This window comes from Pseudomonadota bacterium (assembly GCA_039024915.1).
Lineage (GTDB): Bacteria > Pseudomonadota > Alphaproteobacteria > Rhizobiales > MH13 > MH13.
The window spans coordinates 471,897-493,068 of sequence record JBCCPK010000002.1 but is presented as its reverse complement, the minus strand read 5'-3'; the positions used below and the strand labels follow the sequence as shown (position 1 = coordinate 493,068).

Here is a 21,172-nt window from a genome sequence, read left to right as displayed (position 1 = left end):
GGCCCGGCAAGTGCCGGGCCTTTCCGTCGTAAGGTAAAGCAGCCTTACGACGCTTTTGCATCCACATCGATAGCCGGCGTTTCAGAGCCGTTCGCAATCGTGATGGTGCGCGGCTTCATCGCTTCAGGCAATTCACGCTTGAGGTCGATGTGCAGCAAGCCGTTCTCCATTGAGGCACCTGCGACTTCGACGTAGTCAGCTAGCTGGAAGCGCCGCTCGAAGTTGCGCGCTGCAATGCCGCGATACAGCAACTCGCGACCCTCGGCGTTCTGCTCAGCCTTGCGCTCGCCGCGTACGTGCAAGGTGTGGTTTTTGGTTTCCACGGTCAACTCATCGGAACCAAAGCCAGCGACCGCCATGGTGATACGGTAAGCGTTCTCGCCGGTACGTTCGATGTTGTAGGGCGGGTAGGAATTCGTTTCGTTCGAGACCGATTGGTCCAGCAAGGAAAAGAGCCGGTCGAAACCGACGGTCGAACGGTAAAGCGGTGAATAATCAACGCGCATGGATGTGTCCTCCAAGTGAAGCAACAAATGATAAGCTTTGCTGGCCAGCGACCTCTTAAATCAGGCTCACGACCCCGTTTGGGCATCGGCTGGACAACGATCTGAAGGCCCGTCTGGCGCCTTCATTTCATCAGATCGTCATTGCACTTGCGCTTTTCAAGGGGGCGAACGCGGCAACGCAAATGCCCCCTAAACCGGGGCAGCCGAGCGCTGTTCTTTCGATGAATGCAACATGAACAAGCACTTCCAATTGGGTTCAGGGGGTCTGCTCTAGATTGCCTCCATCGCTCCTGATCACGGGCATCAAGGTAGATGTCCAGATCAACCCATGACGTGCCATCGGAGGAAACTGAGATGAGCTACCGGAAGAACTTGATGAAGAGCGCCGTCGTCGTCGCGCTTGCTATGGCCACCCTTGGTGGCGGTGCCGCGGTTGCCAATGCTGGACAGGTAACGTTCTCTTGGTCGACCCCGCACGGTACCTTCGTGATTGGCCCGGGTCACCACGAACGCGTGGTTCGGCACCGTGCGCCCGTTAGGGTCAGCCCTCGGCACGTGCGGCCTTATCATGACCTGCAGCGCCATTATCTTGGGCCGCGCCAAGCGCGTCGCATCTTGCGACATGCAGGCTTCCGCAACATTCATCTGCTGCGTGATCGTCGACACACCTATCTGTTCGAGGCCCAAGGCCGACGCGGCCAGCGAATTGTTGCCGTCAACAAATACAATGGTGAGATCATCTGGCGCCCGCGCCATCGCTTCCATCGCTAACCCCAGCGATCAGCAACCCAGAGCTTGAACGTCGGTCCAATCCGCCCTCCGGATCGATGTTCGAGAAAGGAGCCGGCCACCCCAAGGGTGTGTCGGCTCCGGCATTTTCAGCATGGTGTGACAGCGGTCACAGGGTTGTTTGAATGCATGTGGCTAGAAGGACGCAACGTTAACAGTAGTGCCGCGGTGCCGTTGAAACATAGGGGTCCTTGGGGCAAGAAAAATCATGGTTCATCCTGCGCCGATTCTTGATGACGATATCCTCTTCGCTCCGTCGGTTACCTCACCGGAGGTTGATCTGGCGCCTCAAGCATCGGCTGCGTCGATGGAGGATGCCGTTGGATCCGACGGGGCGCGGCTTTATGCCGTCCCGGGGATGCCCATGGACCGGCTTCACCGTGTGTTTTATTTGTCAGTCGGGCTCCGCCGCCATGCCAAGCTGCGCGTCGCTCATTTTCGTCCGCTAGGACACGCGATCGGAACCCTGGTTCTGATGCAAGGCCGAGCCGAGTTTATCGAGAAGTATGCCGATGTCATTGGCCGCTTCGTGCGGCTTGGCTTTTGTGTGGTGGCGTTTGATTGGCGCGGGCAGGGACTATCATCTCGCATTTTGCGCGATGAACCACGCAAGGGACATATTCACGATTTCGACGCTTATGTGCGCGACGCCCAACTGGTTATCGAGCGTGCCGTTTTACCGGACTGCCCGCTTCCCCTGATGGGGCTAGCCCATTCCATGGGCGGGCTCGTTGCTCTGCATCTTCTCGTTCGGCGGCCCTTGTGGTTCGACCGCATGATCCTGTCGTCACCATTGCTTCGCTTTAACGTCGCCCAAACGTCCCATGAGTCGATCGCACGCATGTCGCTTTGGGCAACGAGGCTTGGGTTCGGGCAGCGCTATGCGCCCCGGACGAGCGAGGAGGTCGGGGCAACCGGGCCATTTGAAAGCAATGTGGTGACGTCCAGCCGCGTACGGTACATGCGGGTCGCTTCGATACTGGCAGATCATCCCGAACTGGGTTTGGGCGGACCGACGATCGGATGGCTCAATCAATGCGCCAGAGGTATGGATCGCATATGGGACCAACGTCTTCTGAATCGCATTTCCACGCCGTGTCTGTTTGTACAAGCTGGAATGGATAAGTTGGTGTCCACCGAAGCGATCGAAAGGCTGGCCGCCGCTGTGCCGACCGCCACTTTGGTCCGCTTACCGATGTCTGCTCATGAGCCGATGTTCGAGACTGACGATTCGCGCGATATGTTCTTTGCGGCCGCCGATGCGTTTTTGTCGGTGCCCGAGATGCGGGAGGCGCGGCTCACCCGCTCACTTGAGAACCTTAATCTATCGCTGCTCTAAACTGCCGCGTGCCGGAGGAGTTTCAGGGCTTGCTGATGCAAGCCGCGGTCCCCCGCTGCAAGGACCTGGCCGGTGAAGCCGGTCTCGCGCAGCGGAGCGCCACCCCAGTCGGTAACGATGCCACCTGAGCCCTCTATAATCGGAACCAAAGGTAGAATGTCGTAAAGTGCGAGCCCGGTCTCTACGACAAGATCGCACGTGCCCGCAGCAACCAACGCGTATCCGTACCAGTCGGTGCCGTAACGAACATTCCTGCACGCGGCTTCAAGACGATCGTAAGCCGCCCTTTGCTGTCCCTGAAACAAGCTTGGGGTGGTTGTCATGAGTGTGGCCTCGCTGAAGCTTTGGCAGGCGCGGGTTTGAAGTTCACGCTCAGCCCCGCGCATCTTCCAAAGCGCACCGGCTGCCGAGCCTTCGAAGCTTTCATCGAGGAAGGGCTGATAACCCATCCCTGCTACCGGTGTTTCCTCATAGACGATACCGACAAGCGATCCCCACAGGGGCACGCCGGCCACATAAGCACGCGTGCCGTCAATGGGGTCGATGATCCACTGAACAGACGCTTCAGGACGAACATTGCCGTACTCCTCGCCGATTATGCCATCAGTGGGAAACGCCTGTTCGATGAGGTTGCGCATGGCGCGTTCACATGCTCGGTCTGCCTCTGTGACAGGGTCGAACGCTCCTTGATTGGCCTTGTTACTGATTTCCGGCGCAGCGCGAAAATGTGTCAGGGTTTCCGCCCTTGCGAGTCGTTTGAGATCTTCAAAGCGCGCGACACGCTCAGCAAGGCCCGAATATTCAGAAAGCTGCGATGGCAATGCAGAGACTCGCTGTTGCGGTGCGAAGGCACCTAAGTGGTCGAACAACAGGCGTACGCAGCGCGAATTCAACACCCAACGCTACTTGTGTTGCGGCTTTGCAACAAGAAATCTGGGATCGCTTCAGCGCCATTTGGTTATCTCGGTGTCCTATGAGGTCCAGAAACGAGCTAAAATTACCGATCTAGGACCATGATTTTACTGTTGTGGCACGCCCATGAAATATTCTTGCGCAAACGGTCATGATGCAACGAAATTTGAGCAATCGGTCAAAAACGACTTTGGTCTTGTTGACTTTTTGCGCCGCACACATAAATTTTGCAGTGCGTCATGGCCCTCCCGGCGTGACGCAATGCCCTCTTTGGGCGTTTCCTCCCTAGACTTGAGCCGTTCGGTTTTCCGGACGGCTCTTTTTTTTGGATTACTCAGCGGCCGCTCGATCAATGGGGAGTAGTTCGCCGACATCGAGTGCGAACAGACAGTGTGTGAGCTCACTCAGAGTTTCCATGACATCAATAAAGCCATCATTGGGAACAAGCGTTCGCTCGTTCATGTACAGTCCGCGGTTGATCTCCAACTGTACGGCGTGGATCCCTCGGGTCGGACGCCCGTAATGTTCGGTGATAAAGCCGCCAGCATACGGCTTGTTTCGTGACACCCGATATCCCATGCGTTGCAGTGCTTCCGCCATGGTGTCGGCAATGAGCGACGAACAGCTTGTGCCAAATCGGTCACCGATGACAAAGTCAGTCGATAGCGCTCCGTTTGAGGTTCGAATGATCGACGGCATGGAATGGCAATCAACGAGTATTGCCGCGCCAAACCGAACGTGGGTTCGTGCCAAGGTTCGCCTCAGCGCCGTGTGGTAGGGCTTGTAGAGAGTTTGAACCCGTTCAAGCGCGCTCGCCACGTCAAGCTTACCTCGATAGATCGACTGCCGATCGCCAACTAGTCTTGGGATTGTCCCAAGACCACCAGCGACGCGCAACGAGGCGGTATTCGCAAAGGCGGGAAGCGGTTCGTTGAACATCCGCGGGTCGAGTTCATAGGGCTCGCGATTGACATCGCAATAGCACCGCGGGAAGCGCGCCGCGATCAAGGGCGCGCCCTGTTGGACTACACCTGCAAAAAGCCTCTCAACATACGTATCTTCCGAGCGCCGTAACTCGCGCGGATCGAGTTGAGCCGCCTCCAAGAATGCGCGTGGATAGAATGTGCCGGAGTGGGGCGAGCTGAAAACGAAAGGCACCGTCTGATTGACGGGTAAGGTCAGGTCAATTGCCGTCGCTTCGGAAAAGGCTTCAATCGTGTCCATTCAGTATGCGGCCAACGAGGGCGGCTCCTTTCACCGAAGACATGGTCACGACCGGCACATTGGTCGCATCAGCGATCACTTATTCTTCGTTGAAGGATCGCAGGTTCACGCAATGAAGTCCACATGGGCGCGTGCGAAACCAGACGCCGCTTATGCCCGTTCCGTCAACGCTTGCTTTCGAGGATGCCAAACGCAAACAACGCGGTATCGGCTTTCCTCCTGTGGTCAGATATGATCCTCAGGTGTAAGGAGATTCGTACTCGTTTGAACTAGCGACCGCCACGCAAACAGGTAGACCATGACACGTATCTTGCTTGCCGAAGACGATAACGATATGCGCCGCTTCCTGGCAAAGGCGTTGGAGAACGCTGGATACGATGTGGTATCGTTTGACAATGGGCAGAGCGCTTATTCGCGTTTGAAAGAAGAGCCTTTCACGCTGCTTCTCACCGATATCGTCATGCCTGAAATGGACGGTATCGAACTGGCACGCAAAGCTACTGAGCTCGATCCACAGCTGAAGGTCATGTTCATAACGGGCTTTGCCGCTGTCGCCTTGAACCCCGATTCCAACACGCCAAAAGATGCCAAGGTTCTTTCGAAGCCTTTCCACTTGCGCGAATTGGTCAATGAAGTGGAAAAGCTCCTTGCTGCCTAACCTACGGGCGTATTGCCTCCTTTTTTGATGTCGCTTGCATCGCCCGGAACAACCCGATAAGACCTCGCCACCGTTGAGGGCGCGTAGCTCAGCGGGAGAGCACTTCGTTGACATCGAAGGGGTCGGCAGTTCGATCCTGCCCGCGCCCACCACCGGCCTGACATCGCTGAAATGCCGATGTCTAATACTCCGCGTGCCGTCCGCCTCAGACCGTTCACCGTTTGCGTTGCGCGGTGTTGTCTAGCCCAAAGACCGCTGATCGACTTGACATTTTCGTGCTTATTGGGGCATTTCACGACCCAGGATTGTTGGCGCGCTTCGGCGCGTCTTTTTGTTTGCCCGGCTGCGGCGCGCATTCATAAAGGTTCGGTAAGATGAAGATCAAAAACTCGCTCAAGTCGCTCATGAAGCGTCATCGCGACAACCGCATGGTCCGTCGCCGCGGTCGCGTTTACATCATCAACAAAACGCAGGGCCGGTTTAAGGCGCGCCAGGGCTAGGGTTCGACCAAGCCAAATTACGGCGAGGCTTAAGAGAACGCCTTTCTCTCTGCGTGTTTTGACGAGCCGCGTCGGCTGAGGCACACTCAGCCGATGCGGTTTTTCTTTGCTGACTATGCTGATTCGCTTCTCAGCGGTTTGATGCCCTCCTTTTTGCGAAGATGCGCGGCTGTCATCTTCGCATGTGTCGTGTTCACCGGCGGCGCCCTGGCGACGGATGGTGAGGGAGCTGATACCGGCGAGCCGGGGTCAGTCGGCAGCTCAGCTGAACCCGACGTGCTTTCCGAACAATCTGACACGCCGCCCACCGTTGACAGCTTGCTGGATGCGTTGGCTTCCGCCGAAGATTCAGATCAGGCACGGACGTTGGTGCGGGACATACAGCGTGGCTGGAACATGTCTGGCAGTTCTTCGGTCGATTTGTTGATGCGCCGTGCTGAGATAGCGATGCGCCAACGCCGGTTCCCGCTGGCACTTGATCTGCTTGATACGGTTGTCACGCTTGCGCCGGACTTTGCGGAGGGTTGGAACCGTCGAGCGACCGTACACTTTATGCGCGAGGACTACGCGCTTTCGATTGCCGATGTAGAACAGGTCCTGCGGCTCGAGCCTCGGCATTTTGGCGCTCTCAGCGGTATCGGCATCATGCTTGATGAGTTGGGCCGGTACCGCCAGGCACAGACCTTTTTGAAAGCAGCCTTGGACGTCCATCCCTATCTGTCTGGAGCCCAACAAAGGCTTGATGCCATCGAAAGGCGTTTGCAGGGCGCGCCTATTTGACGACGTTCTGGATTTCGACTGGCGTCGTACTTGCGGCGATCGCAAGCGCTCTGTGGTTGGTCACGCGATGGGGCACGGCTAGGATCGAGGCGCGGTTCCCCGCGCCAGGAAAATTCGTCTCCACATCAACAGCTCCGCTCCATCTGGTCGAGCGCGGGTCGCTCTCCGACAAATGCCCAAGTCTTCTGTTCGTGCATGGGGCGAGTTCTAACCACCGGGAGTTCCAGATTGCGCTTGAGGACAAGCTTCAGCAAAGATTTGGTGATGATCAACATAGGGTCTTTGTCGATCGCCCGGGACAGGGGAACAGCCCGCGAAAGTGGGGCGATCACAGCCCGCGGGTTCAGGCAGACCGCATTGCGGAAGCTGTTCGCCGCCTGGGCGTGGACCACGTCATTGTTATCGGCCATAGCTGGGGAGGCGCTGTCGTTGCGCAGCTGGCCGTGCATCATCGAGAGCTTGTGCGGGGCGCGGTTTTCGTTGCGCCGGCAACGCACCCTTGGGAGGGTGGGGGCTGGGGCGGTGTAACCTGGTACTACGGTACCGCCTGCCTGCCGGTCATTGGGCACCTTTTCACCGAACTTATAACCTTGCCGGTCGGCTGGAACCAGATCAACGATGGCGTTGAAAACGTGTTTGCACCGGAGGTACCGGTTCAAGGCTACGCCAGCGAGCTGGGCGCTAGGCTTGTTCTGCGACCATCAAGCTTTCGTGCGAACGCTCAAGATGTGTTTCAACTAAGACCCTTTGTGCGTGCCGAGTCTCACAGCTACGCATCAATCCAATGTCCGGTGCATGTCATTACCGGTGATCAAGACGGGGTGGTCTGGCCGCACATCCATTCCGATGGCCTGGAACGCGACATTAAAGGAGCGACCAAGACGGTTATCGCGGGTGGTGGACATATGCCCCACCATACTCATGGCGATCTGATCCTTGATTGTATTTCTGAGGTGTATAGGTCGGCATCTGCCAACGCCTAACCGTCTCAAATGTCAGGCGTGATCTTCCCGCACGAAGGCAATGCGCAACATGTTTGTCGCGCCCGGCGTACCAAACGGCACGCCAGCCGATATGATAATGCGGTTTCCAGGGTCCGCGAAACCCTCGTTCATTGCAAGCTGGCAGGCACGCTCAACCATATCGTCAATATCGGCTGCGTCATCGGTGGCCATGGGGTGCACGCCCCAAATGAGGGTCAGTCGCCGCGCAGTCCTCTGGCGCGGGGTGAGCGCAATAATGGGTGTTTTTGGTCGCTCTCGGGCTGCGCGCAGCCCGGTTGCGCCTGAAGAGGTGTAACAAACCAGCGCCGATAGATGGAGCGTCTCGGCGATCTGACGCGCTGCTGCAGAAATCGCGTCAGCGCCAGTTGCCTGCGGCGGGGTCCGTTGCGCGTCGAGGATTGAGCGGTAGTACGGATCTTTTTCCGTTTCCGCTGCGATCGTGTTCATGGTCGAGACCGCTTCGACCGGATAGTCGCCAGCAGCGGACTCAGCTGACAGCATGATCGCATCGGCACCTTCGTAGACGGCGACCGCCACATCGGAGACCTCAGCGCGGGTTGGGACCGGTGATGAGATCATCGATTCAAGCATTTGCGTTGCGACCACGACCGGCTTTCCTGCTTTGCGCGCCGCCCGGGTAATTCGCTTCTGCGTACCCGGCAGCACCGCAAGCGGCATTTCGACACCAAGGTCGCCACGCGCAACCATGATCGCGTCGGAGAGCTCGATGATTTCCTCGATCTTTTCGACGGCCTGAGGCTTTTCGATTTTTGACAAGACGCCCGAACGACCCCGAACCATCTTCCGCACTTCAGCGACGTCTTCCGGGCGTTGGATAAACGACAGGGCAATCCAGTCAGCTTCAGCTTCAACGGCAGCCGCTAGGTCGCGGCGATCCTTCTCCGTCAGCGATCCGCTGGTAAGGATGGTGTCCGGCAGACTGACACCCTTACGGCTTGAAAGCTTGCCGCCAACCATGACTTCGGTGTCGATGAAACTGGCGTTATCCGTCGCAACGCATTCCAGGCGCAGCTTGCCATCGTCAAGAATGAGCGTGTGGCCAACTTCGATTGTTTCAATAATATCGGGATGGGGAAGCTGAACGCGCTCGACGGTTCCGGATTTTTCGGAGGTATCCAGCCGAAAGCGCGCGCCCTTTTCAAGCATGATGGCGTCGTCTTCGAATGCGCCGACGCGCAGTTTTGGGCCCTGGATGTCCACCAGGATGCCTATCGGTCGACCGATGTCTTCTTCGACTTGCCGGATCTTAGCCATCATTGCCCGCATCTTGTCCGGGTCGCCGTGACTCATGTTGATCCGGAATATATCGGCGCCAGCGAGATGAAGCGCTTTGATCTGTTCGAACTCGGAGCTGGACGGACCGAGGGTCGCGAGAATCTTGACGCTGCGGTCTCGCTTGAGCATGTGCGGTGCCTATTGCTGAAGGGAGTCCTCAGTGAGTTGCACCGTCCAGCTGGATTGACCCGCGGTGTCGACTTCAAAAAAGCCGGTGGTCTCCAGCCCGCGTTGGGCGCAATCTTCGAATCCCCGAATGGTGAAGATGCGCGCATGTGTACACATATAATGGCGGCCTTTCCACTCCCCGCCGCGCTCATAATCAATTGCGTAAACATAGTAGAAACGAGCGACGAGCGCGCCTGAACGCAAGGTCTCGCAGGTGTCCGTCGGTAGGTTCCACCAGCCCTCCGATACCCAGCCCTGCCGCGTATCGTAGCCTAAAGCGACCCCAATAGTGCTTGATGTCTCGTTGCAAACGCGAAAACCGGTTGGCCCACTGCCGAGACCCGGCACGGTGTTTGCCTGCTCCATTGCATCTGAGCCTTGGACAACTCTCCCCTGGACGGCGTCTGGTTCCAACGCCTCGCCAGCGCTCTGGGTTCGGCTGAATGTGTAATAGCCACCAGCAACGAGCCCCGCGACGACCAGCGCGGTCACAAGAAAAGCAAGAGTAGGACGAGAGCCTCCGGTTTGTCCGGTGGCCGGTGACAGCAGACGCATGTCAGATCCTTGCAAGCCGAATTATACGCCAATGCCTAGCGCGTTGTATTCTTTGCCGCGTGCTCGACACTGGTCAAGCGTTTGGCACGCTTCGATGATGCAGAAGATGCGGCGACATTTTGACGATGGGGCGTAGTCGGCGTATCGATGATCGGTGTGAAGCAAACGCTCACTCTCTATAACTCCCCGCCGGATCTATCCATGGACGACGCATCCAATCGCGCCCAACCCTCAACCATGTCCGATCGTGGCTTAAGTCCCACAGCCGGTTCTGCGGACGGGCAGGCGCCGTTCTCCCTGCACCTGAGCAACGCAGGTCACGGCTTGATCATCTTGTGCGACCACGCCGAAAACACTTTACCGGCACCCTATGGCACGCTCGGTCTGCCGCGCGAGCAACTGGAGCGCCACATCGGTTTCGACATCGGTGCGAAAGGTCTGTGCCAAAAACTTGCAGCTGCGTTGGATGCGACGCTCGTCATGAGCAAGTTTTCGCGCCTGCTGATTGATCCCAATCGCGGCATCGATGACCCAACTCTTATCATGCGCTTGTCCGACGGGGCAGTGGTGCCGGGAAATGCGCGCCATACACCAAAGGAGCGAGCGCACCGGATCGAGCATTATTATAGGCCTTATGATGACGCGATTTCGCGCGCCATAGATCATGTGCACCATGTGACCGGCCGGCCTGCGGTCTTGCTATCTATCCACTCGTTTACACCGCACTGGCGTGGTGTTGCGCGCCCATGGCATGCGGGTGTTTTGTGGGATAAGGACGCCCGGCTGGCACGCCCGCTCATCGATAGCCTAAGCGCCAGCGGGGATATCGTCGTGGGCGACAATGAGCCATATACCGGAGAATTACCCGGAGATACGATGAACCGGCACGGTACGGTTAAAGGCCTGCCTCATGCCCTGTTGGAGGTAAGGCAGGATCTTATAGCGGATGGGGGTGGAATTGATGCTTGGGCGCGCCGCTTAACACCGCTGGTTGAAGCAATTGTGGCGGATCGTGCCATCAGGATGCCGCTGGTTGAATGAGGAGAGTTTTGGTGACCGAACAAACGATGCGCGATCTGGAAGCGGCAGCGTTCCGACGGCTTTTGAACCATCTTCGCAAGCGTGACGATGTGCAGAATATCGATCTTATGATTCAGGCTGGCTTCTGCCGGAACTGCTTATCGAACTGGCTGGTCGATGCTGCAAACGAGGCAGACCAGACACTCGATTTGGAAACAGCGCGTGAGCATGTTTACGGCATGCCTTACGGCCAGTGGAAGGCAGCCCAACCCGAGGCAACGCCGGAACAGGTTGCTGCCTTCAAGGTAGCATCTGCCCAGCACGATTGAAGAACGCCCGGCATGCCTTTGAGTGGCGGTGCTAAGATCACGATTGTCCCCACAATCCTCGAGGCTTTCCGCATTGGGGGCTGCGGGCCAGCTTGACCTGCTTGGGTTCAGACCGCTAGCACTCACCTCGCGCTGCGCAGCTTCTGCTAGCTGCCCGACACCTTCATGCATACCGAGGAGATTTCCATGGCCGACACGGCTGTTGCAGCTGGTCAGCTTCGAGCGCTCATCGAGCGGATCGAACGGCTTGAGGAAGAAAAAAAGGCGATCGCCAATGACATCAAAGATGTTTACGGCGAGGCGAAGGCCAACGGCTACGATACCAAGGTTTTGCGGCAGGTGGTCAGGATTCGAAAGCAGGACCAGGCCGAGCGACAGGAGCAAGAGGCGCTGCTCGACCTCTATTTGGGCGCCTTAGGAGGTGCCGCCGTTGTGGCACCTGAGAACGACCAAGACTAGCTCCACGGACACGGGCGGAACTGCATCTACCGCCCGTTGAACGTCGAGGTGAGACCTTGCGGCTCGAAACGATCCGACCGGGCGCCGAACGGACGGGTTGGTTGGAAACCGGCATTGCGTAGCACTGCCGGCGTCAGGTTCAGAACATCCGAAGGCGGAACTAGGCCGGCGTGCGCCTGGCCACGAATTGAGTTCTTCGCCAGCGATGCGGTTGCTGGCTCCGAAAGTGGATGCAGCAAGCCTACGGGACGTGCCGGCGCTGAGCCGGTCACAATCTGTGAAACACCGGTGCCGTTGAGGCCCGGAGCATTGGCCAAAGATGTGGCGCTGGGAGCGGCAATACTGGCTTGCGAAGCACGGGCGAGAGCATCGATGGCGTCCTGGCCAGCCGATTGTTGGTTTGAAACCGCGGTGAAGGCCGATGCTAATGATGTCGGTGAAGCCGGAGGCTGCGGTGCCGCAGCAACCGCGATCGGAGCTTCAGTTGGCTGTGATCGTTCAACCGGTGTTGGAGCGGGCGGTATGATGCGAGGCGCTGCCGCAATGTCCGTGGGCTGTAAAGGAGCCTCGGCTGCCAGCGTTTGGGGAGCACCTGGCTGATCACCAGCCAAAGTGCTGGCGCGTAGAGCGGATTGAACTTGACCGCGAAGGCTGGCGTCCATCGCTCTTTGCTCGGCAAAACGCGCTTCGATGAGGGCGGCAATCTGTCCGGGAGCCGCAACCGTCTGAGCTATTTGCTGAGCCCTGGTGATTGGCGGTAGCTGAGAAGCGCTGGGAAGTGGCGTTTGTGCATCCTGGGCAGCGGCAAAAGTAGAGTCGATAGCGCCAAACCGATCCTGGGTTGATGCCTGTTGTACTGGGAAAGCCTGCTCTTCCGCTGCCGCAATCGTTACCGGTGGCTGAGCTGCCGCAGCAGCGGCAATCTGTATCTGATCAATAGTTGGAGCCGGAACAGGGGGTGGTGGAATGTCGACCGCTGCAAGTTCGGTTTCCTGCTCTGAGGGAGGCGTGTCTGCTTCTGCGGTCAGCACGACCGCGTTTGGCGGAAGCACCGGTGCCGGTGCGGCAAACGGCGCTCTGCGTTCTGGTCGTGCGGGTGCGGCTTCGACCTGCGAAGGCTGGGCTGCAGCCCGTGGGGCAGGCGCTGCCGCGGGTTCGCTTTCACGGCCCCCACCGAACAGGCCCGCGAAAATATTCCCGTCGCCGTCATCGCCTTGCGCCGTTGGAAGAACCACGGCACTGGCGTCTTCGGGGCTTGCCGACGAAGCAACTTGAACCGTTGAACGCGTCGAACTGCGTCCCCCGCGCTGGAGATCCCGTTGCGCCTGTTCAAAGCCAGCCATAGGACGTCCGTCAGCTGGAACATGGATGGTGCGCCCGTCAGGGAACACCCGCGCGAGCTGCGACCGGGTCATGCGGGGCCACATTCTCACTGTGCCTGTATCGAGATGGACAAACGGTGTGTTTGAGCGCGGGTAGTAGCCGACCCCGCCCTGCTGCTGTCGCAAGCCCGCAGCGCGGATGGCGGCCGCGCTTACGCCGGGGATAAAGAAGTCCATCGCGCGGCCCTGCGTGTGCTGCGAGTTGCGCGCCACGCCAGATGATCGCCGCCGAAGCATGTTATTGGTTGCCGGTGAGCGGTAAGCAGAGACAACGTGGATCGGTTGCGAGGCCCCAACTTCGCGGTACACGTTCCAGACGATGTCGAACAGATCGGGATCGATCCGCGTAACTTCATCACGGCGCCAGTCCCGCAAAAAGCGGTTGAGCTGATCTAACCCTCCCTGAACAAAGCGGCCATTGCGTTTGTAGGTAACGGTAAGGCGCTCATGGGTGTGGGTGTTGTAGAGGGTCAGGGTGCGGTTTTGGGCTTCCGCTGCTGACGGGAAAAGCAGCATGATGGCGAGAGGCAGGAGAAAAGCACACGAAACGAGGGTGGATAGATTGCACAGCCTACCACCCGATCGCGCTGCTGCTGCCGCTTTACCTACGCCGTCCAAATTACCCTCACTCGAGCCCATTGCCTTCGGCCCGATTAGGCGCACACTGTCTATCAGCTGCTTGCCCGAAATTGCCGCCAGCCCAATACGAGTTCAGCGACCATACCAAGTGTTCTGATACAACAGTCCCAGGTGCCACATAACTCTCTTGCGCATCTCAAACTCAAACTGTTGCCGAAGCGCTTGAGAAACGCATCATTTGTCCGATGCTGCAAAGTTGTTAAAATTGGGGCACGAACCGTTAGCTCTACGTCACCGCCCGCTACGATGCAGCTTTTGGGTTAAAAGATGGTTACGGGTTAACCCTTTTTTACCAAATGGCGCCAGCGGAAACCGAGGGCCGATTGGCCACGATCACGAGTTATCCAGACCAAGAGCCGCCAAGACGCGTCCATGGTGGCCGTACAGGTCGTTCGACATGATCAGATCTCCATCATCATCCACACGCGCTGTGAAATAGGTGATGTGCACCGGGATGTGTTGATCAAGAAGCATCGTGCGCTCACGCGGCCCTTTGAGCGAACGCAGCCGCGCCAAGTTCCAATCGGGTTCGTTCTCCAGCAGAGCTTCCGCGAACGCCCACGGATCCTGCACCCGGACGCACCCATGCGAAAAGGAACGCCGATCCCGGCCAAAAAGGCCTCGAGATGGTGTATCATGGAAGTATATGGCGTGCTGGTTGGGGAACATGAATTTGATTTCGCCCAGCGCGTTGCGTGGACCTGGTCGCTGGCGAATCCTGGGTGAGCCTGCGCCGTCTGCCACAGCCTGCCAATTGACTGCATAGGGATCAATGACACGCCCGTTGTAGAGCACCTCGTAGTTGCGCGCCGGCAGATAACCTGGATTGGCTAGGATGTTTGGCAGCAACTCACTGCGCGTAATCGAACTGGGCACATTCCAGTACGGATTGACGGCCAGATATTCCATCTCATCGGAAAAAATCGCTGTTCGGTGGCGGTTTCGTCCCACAATGGTTCGCGTCGTGAAGATGCTTTCACCATCCTGCATCACCCACAATCGGTACTCTGGTACATTGGCGAGGACGTGAAAGCGCCCCAGCTCGCGTGGCATCCAACGCCAGCGCTCCATATTTGCAATGATGTGAGGAACCAAGTCGCCCGACTTGGCATTCAGTGCAGAGAAGGTAGCAGGCCCAACTATGCCGTCGGTAACGAGGTTGTGCGACGCCTGAAAGTCGCGAACGGCGCGATCAAGAGCCTCGTCGAACACCAGCACATCGGGTGCGTTTGCTGCGCCCTCGGCGCCCGTTTCATCCGGTAGAGAGGATGCGAGAACAAGCTGCGCTTCTCCCGTACGCGAAATCTCTTCTGATGATGCTTCGGGTGCTGGAACGCCAAGGCGCTCGCGAAGTAACGGCACGCGGTCATCTCGATCTCCGACACGCAAGGTTCCGCCTTCTGGGATCGCAATGTACTGCTCGTCTGCGCTCTCAGAGCGCAATTCGGCCAAGCGAAGCCGCAGCGCGCGGAACTGATCATGTTGGGGATGAAAACCTAGCAGCGCTTCTGCGGTATCTGACGCGTCGACGAGGGCGGGCAAAACGGTACCCGGATCGACGAGATTTCGGTCCAACGTGATGTCCGCGCTTATTGTTGCGGGGTTTACACGCCCTGTCTGTGCATGGCGTGCATAGCGAAGGGCCCACAAGGCCATGTTGATGTCTGCGAGGGCGGCCTTGGCCGCATCACCGGTCTGCTCGCCTTCTTCGAGGAACGCCGGGTTCACAAAATCGGCCGGCTCTAAGCCGTATTCATCAGCCGACGTAAAAACTCCAATAATCGCCGTACCGCGAGCGTTTAGCGCGCCGGCTTCCAGGAAAAGCGGTTGAAAGGCGCGCGCCGCGTAAAAGGCTTCGGCAGCCTCTCGCTCAGCCGCGGTCGTCTCACCATCATTCCCCAAACCCTGGGTAACATGATGCTCAATCAGTTGCCGGGTAAGTGTCGCCAACATACGGGCATCGCGCGCTTGCAAGGCCGCAACGTCCACTGCTGCTGTCTCGACTGAGGGTTCAGGAGCCGAGATACGATCTGTGCGGGCTTGTGAGGGCGCGGGGATGACATTCCCGCGCGCAGGAATGCTGTCTACCTGATCGTTGCGGATGCTAGTTTGTTGAGGATCGACAATCCGTGCGACCGCACGCGTTCCGGCGGCGCAGGCAGGACTGATTTCGCATTCAAGATCAATGGCGGGAAGGGCAGTCTGTGCACTTGCCAGCTTTGTTTGCAGTGCACCCGCCGCAAGCACTGTCGTTGCCAGGAGGCATACTACGCCACGTGAGACGCCCGGTTTCGATGGTCTTCTGCTGCTAACAAACCTGCGCATGAGGCGCCCTCTCGATAGGTTTGGCGCCAGCTTCTCTTGAGCTTCGCCACAGTTAGTGCGTGTTTGGCAGATCGCGCTAACTCACGAAAGATGCTCAGAAACACACTTCCAACCAAAATATGACAAACGATTAGCGCTGCGCCGCCTGGCTCGCCTCGGATTGGGCATCCCTTGTCCTGCTATCGGTACCAGTCGGGTCTGCCGGGTCGATCTGATAGTCAGCAAGTTTCCGGTAGAGCGTTGAACGACCGATGCCCAAATGCCGCGCGACATCGCTCATATGGCCACCCAGATGGCCGACGGCGAAGCGAATGGCGCGCTCTTCGAGGTCTGCCAGGCTTCGGGGATTGCCTTTGCCATTGGTCAGATCAACGACGCCGTAATCATTTGCACCAAAACTCGCGTCGATTGATCCGATGACGGCTTCGCCGACGACGTTCTGATCAGCCTGCCTGCCGTTTGCGCCTGCTCTCGAGGCATCGAACGCAATCACCTTGCCACCGGCTGTGGGCTGGGTTTCAGATACGAGCAAACCTTCGCGGCCTTCTGTCAGCGCTCGGATCTGGGGAAAGTCCGCTGGCGAGAGCGAGTCCTGATCGCACAGGACAACTGCACGGAAGATTGCATTTTCAAGTTGGCGGATATTTCCAGGCCATGTGTACTGTAGGAGCATCTGCATGGCATCGTGGGAGATGCCTTTGAGGTGACGTTTGCCTTCTTCGGCGGCAAACCGAACGATGAAGTGTTCGACCAGGTGCGGCAAGTCATCAAGACGTTCGCGCAGAGGTGGGATCCAAATAGGAAACACATTCAAGCGATAGTACAGGTCTTCGCGAAACAGCCCCTCGCGCGCAAGTTCTGTCAGCGAGCGATTTGTCGCGGAAATCAACCTGAAGTCAGCGCGTACCGGCGCTTTTGCGCCAACAGGGTCTACCTCGCCGTTCTGCAGGGTTCGGAGAAGTTTGACTTGCACCTCAAGTGGCAGCTCTCCAATTTCATCGAGGAACAGCGTGCCACCATGCGCTTCGGCAAATCTTCCAACGTGCTTTTCGTTGGCGCCGGTGAACGCGCCTTTCTCGTGACCGAATAGTACCGATTCGACCAGTTTCTCCGGTATCGCGCCACAGTTCACGGTGACGAGCGGTTTGTTGCGCCTCTGGCTTGAGCCCTTGATGGCATGAGCCACCATTTCCTTACCGACACCCGACTCACCTTCAATCAGGATTGGTATCTGTGACTTGGCAGCTCGCTCGGCGAGTTGGACGACCCTCTTCATCGAGGCGGACCGCGTGATGATGTCGGTAACCGTCAGGCGGCCTTCGATTCGCCGTTTGAGTTGGCCAACCGTATCTTCGAGGGCGCTCATTTTAAGCGCGTTTGATAGGCACACGCGAAGCCGTTCCGGCGCGACTGGCTTCACAATAAAGTCCGTTGCGCCCTCGCGCATGGCCGAAACAACAGTGTCGATTGAACCTTTCGAGGTTTGAACGATCACCGGGACCTGATTCTGTCGTTCCTTGAGAGCACCAAGAACCGCCATCCCGTCTGTGTCGGGCATCATTAGATCCAGAAGAACTGCGCGAACCGCACGACCCTGACCACTTGCCAGAAGTTCCAGAGCGGCGTCACCGCCTTCCACTGCTATCGGCGTGTGCCCCAGCCGACTTACCGCTGCCTCTAAAAGGCGTCTCTGAACGGGGTCATCATCAACAATCAGAACTTGGGAACGCGAGCTCACGCATACATCTCCACGCAATCGTAGGGCTCTGGCGGAAACGCCATGACCCGGGCTGTCTCGTTATCGGACATCATCGCGGGATAGGGTAAACGGGCGATTAAGCATATCAGCGAGCATTTGTCGCTGTCAGCGCGGCTGACTTTGTCCGGCCTGGGGTTGCGCGCCGGTTGGGCCACGATTACCCGTAGCATCAAACTAGCTCTAGCGACATTTATGAGGGAAACGCATCAATGTCTGCCGCCAAAACTGACCTTGGATCGCTGCCCAATTGGGACTTGTCTGCCCTGTACCCGGGCATCGATTCTCCCGAAGTGGCGCGTGATTTGCGCAAAGCGCTGAACGATGCGCAGGTCTTCGAACGCGATCACAAAGGTACGCTGGCCGCCAAGCTGAACGAGGGCGGTGCTGTCCTTGCGTCTGTTGTGGCGCGGTATGAAGCGCTCGATGAGCTGCTCGGCCGCCTCTATTCCTTTGCCGGCCTGGTTTACTCTGAAAACACGACCGATCCGGCGCGCGCGAAATTTTTCGGTGACGTTCAGGAGAAGCTGACCACCGCGACCTCGCATCTCGTCTTTTTTACCCTTGAGCTGACCGCGCTCGATCCTGATGCGCTGGAGGCAGGCTACAGCGCCCCGGAACTTAAGGCTTACAAGCCTTGGATTGACGATACGCTGCGTGAAAAGCCTTTTCAGCTGGACGATAAGCTTGAGCAGCTTTTTCATGAGAAGTCGGTCACCGGTCGGTCTGCTTGGAACCGCCTCTTTGATGAGACGATTGCTGCATTGCGCTTTGAGGTTGATGGTCAGGCTTTGTCGCTGGAGCCAGCACTCTCGCTTTTGCAGGACAATGACCCCGCGCGCAGGAAATCGGCCGCGCAAGCCCTTGGGACAACCTTAGGCGAGCATCTGCGAACTTTCACCTTGATCACCAACGTCCTGGCGAAGGACAAGGAGATTTCCGATCGTTGGCGGGGCTTCTCGGACGTTGCGGACAGCCGTCATTTGGCCAACCGCGTTGAAGGTGAAGTGGTTGATGCGCTTGTAGACGCGGTGCGCGCGAGCTTCCCGAGACTGTCCCATCGGTATTACGCACTTAAGGCAAAGTGGATGGGCGCGCAGGCGATTGACTATTGGGATCGCAACGCCCCGTTACCGAATACCGATAAGTCGCTTGTCCATTGGAACGATGCTAAGAGCATCGTGCTCGACGCGTATGCAGATTTCTCGCCGCAAATGGCCGATATCGGTAAACGCTTTTTCGATGAACACTGGATCGATGCCCCATCGCGCGAAGGTAAGTCTCCAGGCGCCTTTTCCCATCCAACGGTCCCCAGTGCGCATCCTTACATCCTTTTGAATTATCAAGGTCGCACCCGCGACGTGATGACCCTTGCGCACGAGTTGGGACATGGCGTCCACCAGGTTCTCGCCGGCGGGCAAGGGGCGCTGATGGCGCAGACGCCACTGACGCTGGCAGAAACGGCGAGCGTGTTCGGTGAGATGCTGACTTTCCGCTCGGTGTTGGCCCAGACGCGGGATCCTGCAAAACGCAAAGCGCTGCTTGCAGGCAAAGTCGAGGATATGATCAACACGGTTATCCGGCAGATCGCTTTCTACACCTTCGAACGCAAGGTGCACGTCGCTCGAAAAGAGGGCGAACTGACGTCAGAGCAATTGTGCGATCTTTGGATTTCGGTTCAACATGAAAGCTTGGGAGATGCGATCCGCTTCGACGAGGGCTATCGCCCGTTCTGGACCTATATCGGCCACTTCATTCATGCGCCGTTTTATGTGTACGCCTACGCTTTTGGTGATTGCCTCGTAAACGCGCTTTACGCCCGATACGAGAACGCACATGAAGGCTTTACCGAGCACTATCTCGATCTGCTCCGTGCTGGCGGCTCGAAACCTTACTCCGAACTGCTCAAGCCATTTGGCCTCGATGCCCGCGATCCCAACTTCTGGCAGGCAGGTCTCAATGTGATCTCCGGGTTCATTGACGAGCTTGAAGCGCTTGAGAGCTAAACCTCCAAGCCTATCTGTGCGTACAGGAAGCTTCCCAAGCATAGAAAAGAGCTTATGGCGGACAATCAGACAGACGCAGAGCGCAATCGTTTTTCACGGCGGTTAGGGCGGTACGCGCAAGTTGGAACTTCCGTTGGCGGTGTCGCTGCCACGATGGCACGTCGGCGCCTGTTCGGTGGCGCGAAGGTTAACTCTGCTGACGCGGAGGCGCTCGCCGATGCCTTAGGCGGGCTAAAGGGTCCGTTGATGAAGGTCGCCCAGCTGATCTCGACGATCCCGGACGCTGTACCCGCCGAATATGCGGCAGAGTTGCAGAAGCTTCAGTCCGAGGCTCCCCCCATGGGCTGGGCGTTCGTCAAGCGCAGGATGCGGGCCGAGCTTGGCGCAGATTGGCAGTCGAAGTTCGGCAGCTTCGAGCATGCGCCGACGGCTGCGGCTTCTCTGGGTCAGGTGCACAAGGCAACAAGCCATGATGGTGCTTCACTCGCGGTGAAGCTTCAATATCCCGATATGGCGTCCGCCGTTGCTGCCGACCTGAAACAGCTCGATTTCATGTTTTCCATGTTCAAACGTGTCGATGGGGCTGTCGATGCGTCTGCCATGAAGTTGGAGATCGCCGAGCGACTTCAGGAAGAGCTCGACTACGAGTTGGAGGCCTCCCACGCGCGCCTCTACCGCAATTATTTTGGTCAAACTGATGCGTTGGTGCGCGTGCCCGGCGTGGTCGATGAGCTGTCAACGTCACGGCTGCTGACACTCGAATGGCTCGATGGCGAGAAGATCCTCAACTTCAAAGACGCTAGCCTGGAAGTTCGAAACCGGCTCTCAACGGCCATCTTCCACGCTTGGTGGAAGCCCTTTGCACATATCGGCGTGATTCATGGCGACCCGCACCTTGGCAATTACATGGTGTTTCGCGAAGAAGGCGAACCGCAGGGCATCAACCTGCTGGACTATGGCTGCATTCGCAAGTTTCCCGCACGCTTCGTTCAAGGTGTCCTCGACCTCAATGAGGGGCTGATGAACGACGACGAAGACCAGATCGTTCACGCCTACGAACTGTGGGGCTTTGAAAACCTGACAAAAGAGCTTCGTGACGTCCTCAACATTTGGGCGCGTTTCATCAATGCGCCTTTGCTTGAGGATAAGGTCCGTGCGGTGGCCGATGGTATTAACGCAACGGAGTATGGCCGCGAGCAGGCGATCATGGTTCGTAAGGAGCTACAAAGGCTTGGCCCGGTGAAGATACCGCGCGAGTTTGTCTTCATGGACCGCGCTGCGATCGGCTTGGGAGGCGTGTTCCTTCACCTGCGATCAGAGCTCAACTTCTATCAGCTTTTCCAGAAAGAGATCGCAGATTTCGACCGCTTCGAGTTAGTCGACAAGCAGACCCGCGCGATGCAGGCGGCGGGCCTTGCTCCGCTTTCAGCTGATTACCATGGCGTTGGTGACCCGGCGACAGCAGTTGCGGCTCAGTGAGTTCTGACTGAGGTCGATTGCCCCACGTTCACATTCCTTGCGCACA

The 21,172-nt window shown here is 57.8% G+C and carries 19 protein-coding genes and 1 tRNA gene; 12 read left to right on the top strand and 8 right to left on the bottom strand.

From position 1 onward, the window contains the following. Positions 1-44: 44 nt before the first annotated feature. On the bottom strand, positions 45-506 hold the full coding sequence (locus AAF739_05620) for an Hsp20 family protein (GenBank protein MEM6382133.1): 462 nt from the start codon (positions 504-506) through the stop codon (positions 45-47). Positions 507-818: 312 nt separating this feature from the next. On the opposite strand from AAF739_05620, the gene AAF739_05615 reads away from it, so the two are divergent. Together AAF739_05615 and AAF739_05610 are read left to right on the top strand one after the other, a co-directional pair. Further along, entirely contained in the window at positions 819-1,277 is a 459-nt protein-coding gene (locus AAF739_05615) for a hypothetical protein (GenBank protein MEM6382132.1), read from the top strand. A 226-nt stretch (positions 1,278-1,503) separates the two neighbouring features. Continuing rightward, positions 1,504-2,634 (top strand): alpha/beta hydrolase, encoded by a 1,131-nt coding sequence (locus tag AAF739_05610; protein ID MEM6382131.1) that lies wholly within the window; start codon positions 1,504-1,506, stop codon positions 2,632-2,634. Here the strand turns inward: AAF739_05610 and hisN are convergent. Together hisN and AAF739_05600 are read right to left on the bottom strand one after the other, a co-directional pair. Continuing rightward, positions 2,631-3,455, bottom strand: coding sequence for a histidinol-phosphatase (gene hisN, locus AAF739_05605; protein MEM6382130.1), 825 nt, complete (start codon positions 3,453-3,455; stop codon positions 2,631-2,633). The two genes, AAF739_05610 and hisN, sit on opposite strands and share 4 nt — an antisense overlap. A 421-nt stretch (positions 3,456-3,876) precedes the next feature. After that, entirely contained in the window at positions 3,877-4,770 is an 894-nt protein-coding gene (locus AAF739_05600) for an N-formylglutamate amidohydrolase (GenBank protein ID MEM6382129.1), read from the bottom strand. Between the two features lie 298 nt (positions 4,771-5,068). On the opposite strand from AAF739_05600, the gene AAF739_05595 reads away from it, so the two are divergent. The 5 genes from AAF739_05595 (at position 5,069) to AAF739_05575 (ending at position 7,691) form a co-directional block, all read left to right on the top strand. Continuing rightward, positions 5,069-5,428: a response regulator gene (locus tag AAF739_05595; GenBank protein MEM6382128.1), complete on the top strand. Its 360-nt coding sequence runs from the start codon at positions 5,069-5,071 to the stop codon at positions 5,426-5,428. A 77-nt stretch (positions 5,429-5,505) separates the two neighbouring features. Continuing rightward, positions 5,506-5,580: transfer RNA gene (locus tag AAF739_05590), tRNA-Val, on the top strand. Positions 5,581-5,802: 222 nt separating this feature from the next. Next, positions 5,803-5,928 (top strand): type B 50S ribosomal protein L36, encoded by a 126-nt coding sequence (gene ykgO, locus AAF739_05585; protein MEM6382127.1) that lies wholly within the window; start codon positions 5,803-5,805, stop codon positions 5,926-5,928. A 93-nt stretch (positions 5,929-6,021) separates the two neighbouring features. Then, entirely contained in the window at positions 6,022-6,708 is a 687-nt protein-coding gene (locus AAF739_05580; protein MEM6382126.1) for a tetratricopeptide repeat protein, read from the top strand. Beyond that, positions 6,705-7,691, top strand: a complete 987-nt coding sequence (locus AAF739_05575; protein MEM6382125.1) for an alpha/beta hydrolase — start codon at positions 6,705-6,707, stop codon at positions 7,689-7,691. The genes AAF739_05580 and AAF739_05575 overlap by 4 nt, the downstream gene beginning before the upstream one ends. Before the next feature lie 12 nt (positions 7,692-7,703). Here AAF739_05575 and pyk read toward each other — a convergent pair whose 3' ends face one another. Both pyk and AAF739_05565 read right to left on the bottom strand, forming a co-directional pair. Beyond that, a complete protein-coding gene (gene pyk / locus AAF739_05570; GenBank protein ID MEM6382124.1) occupies positions 7,704-9,137 on the bottom strand; it encodes a pyruvate kinase in 1,434 nt (477 codons plus the stop codon). A 9-nt stretch (positions 9,138-9,146) separates the two neighbouring features. Next, complete coding sequence (locus AAF739_05565) at positions 9,147-9,731, bottom strand: DUF1036 domain-containing protein (protein MEM6382123.1); 585 nt, start codon at positions 9,729-9,731, stop codon at positions 9,147-9,149. Between the two features lie 201 nt (positions 9,732-9,932). Between AAF739_05565 and AAF739_05560 the strand changes: the two genes are divergently transcribed. The 3 genes from AAF739_05560 (at position 9,933) to AAF739_05550 (ending at position 11,539) form a co-directional block, all read left to right on the top strand. Then, positions 9,933-10,772, top strand: coding sequence for an N-formylglutamate amidohydrolase (locus tag AAF739_05560; protein MEM6382122.1), 840 nt, complete (start codon positions 9,933-9,935; stop codon positions 10,770-10,772). Positions 10,773-10,798: 26 nt separating this feature from the next. Beyond that, positions 10,799-11,080, top strand: coding sequence for a DUF1244 domain-containing protein (locus AAF739_05555; GenBank protein ID MEM6382121.1), 282 nt, complete (start codon positions 10,799-10,801; stop codon positions 11,078-11,080). Between the two features lie 186 nt (positions 11,081-11,266). Continuing rightward, positions 11,267-11,539 (top strand): DUF2312 domain-containing protein, encoded by a 273-nt coding sequence (locus tag AAF739_05550; GenBank protein ID MEM6382120.1) that lies wholly within the window; start codon positions 11,267-11,269, stop codon positions 11,537-11,539. Between the two features lie 26 nt (positions 11,540-11,565). Here AAF739_05550 and AAF739_05545 read toward each other — a convergent pair whose 3' ends face one another. The 3 genes from AAF739_05545 to AAF739_05535 all read right to left on the bottom strand — a co-directional run bounded on the left by AAF739_05545 (position 11,566) and on the right by AAF739_05535 (position 17,623). After that, positions 11,566-13,539, bottom strand: a complete 1,974-nt coding sequence (locus tag AAF739_05545) for a DUF882 domain-containing protein (protein MEM6382119.1) — start codon at positions 13,537-13,539, stop codon at positions 11,566-11,568. Between the two features lie 354 nt (positions 13,540-13,893). Then, positions 13,894-15,807 carry a L,D-transpeptidase family protein gene (locus tag AAF739_05540; protein ID MEM6382118.1) on the bottom strand — a complete coding sequence of 638 codons (1,914 nt, stop codon included), beginning with the start codon at positions 15,805-15,807 and terminating at the stop codon, positions 13,894-13,896. A gap of 208 nt (positions 15,808-16,015) precedes the next feature. Further along, positions 16,016-17,623, bottom strand: coding sequence for a sigma-54 dependent transcriptional regulator (locus tag AAF739_05535; GenBank protein ID MEM6382117.1), 1,608 nt, complete (start codon positions 17,621-17,623; stop codon positions 16,016-16,018). A 230-nt stretch (positions 17,624-17,853) separates the two neighbouring features. Between AAF739_05535 and AAF739_05530 the strand changes: the two genes are divergently transcribed. Together AAF739_05530 and AAF739_05525 are read left to right on the top strand one after the other, a co-directional pair. Then, a complete protein-coding gene (locus tag AAF739_05530; protein ID MEM6382116.1) occupies positions 17,854-19,647 on the top strand; it encodes a M3 family oligoendopeptidase in 1,794 nt (597 codons plus the stop codon). A gap of 54 nt (positions 19,648-19,701) precedes the next feature. Then, positions 19,702-21,126 (top strand): AarF/UbiB family protein, encoded by a 1,425-nt coding sequence (locus tag AAF739_05525; GenBank protein ID MEM6382115.1) that lies wholly within the window; start codon positions 19,702-19,704, stop codon positions 21,124-21,126. The last annotated feature ends 46 nt before the right edge of the window (positions 21,127-21,172 follow it).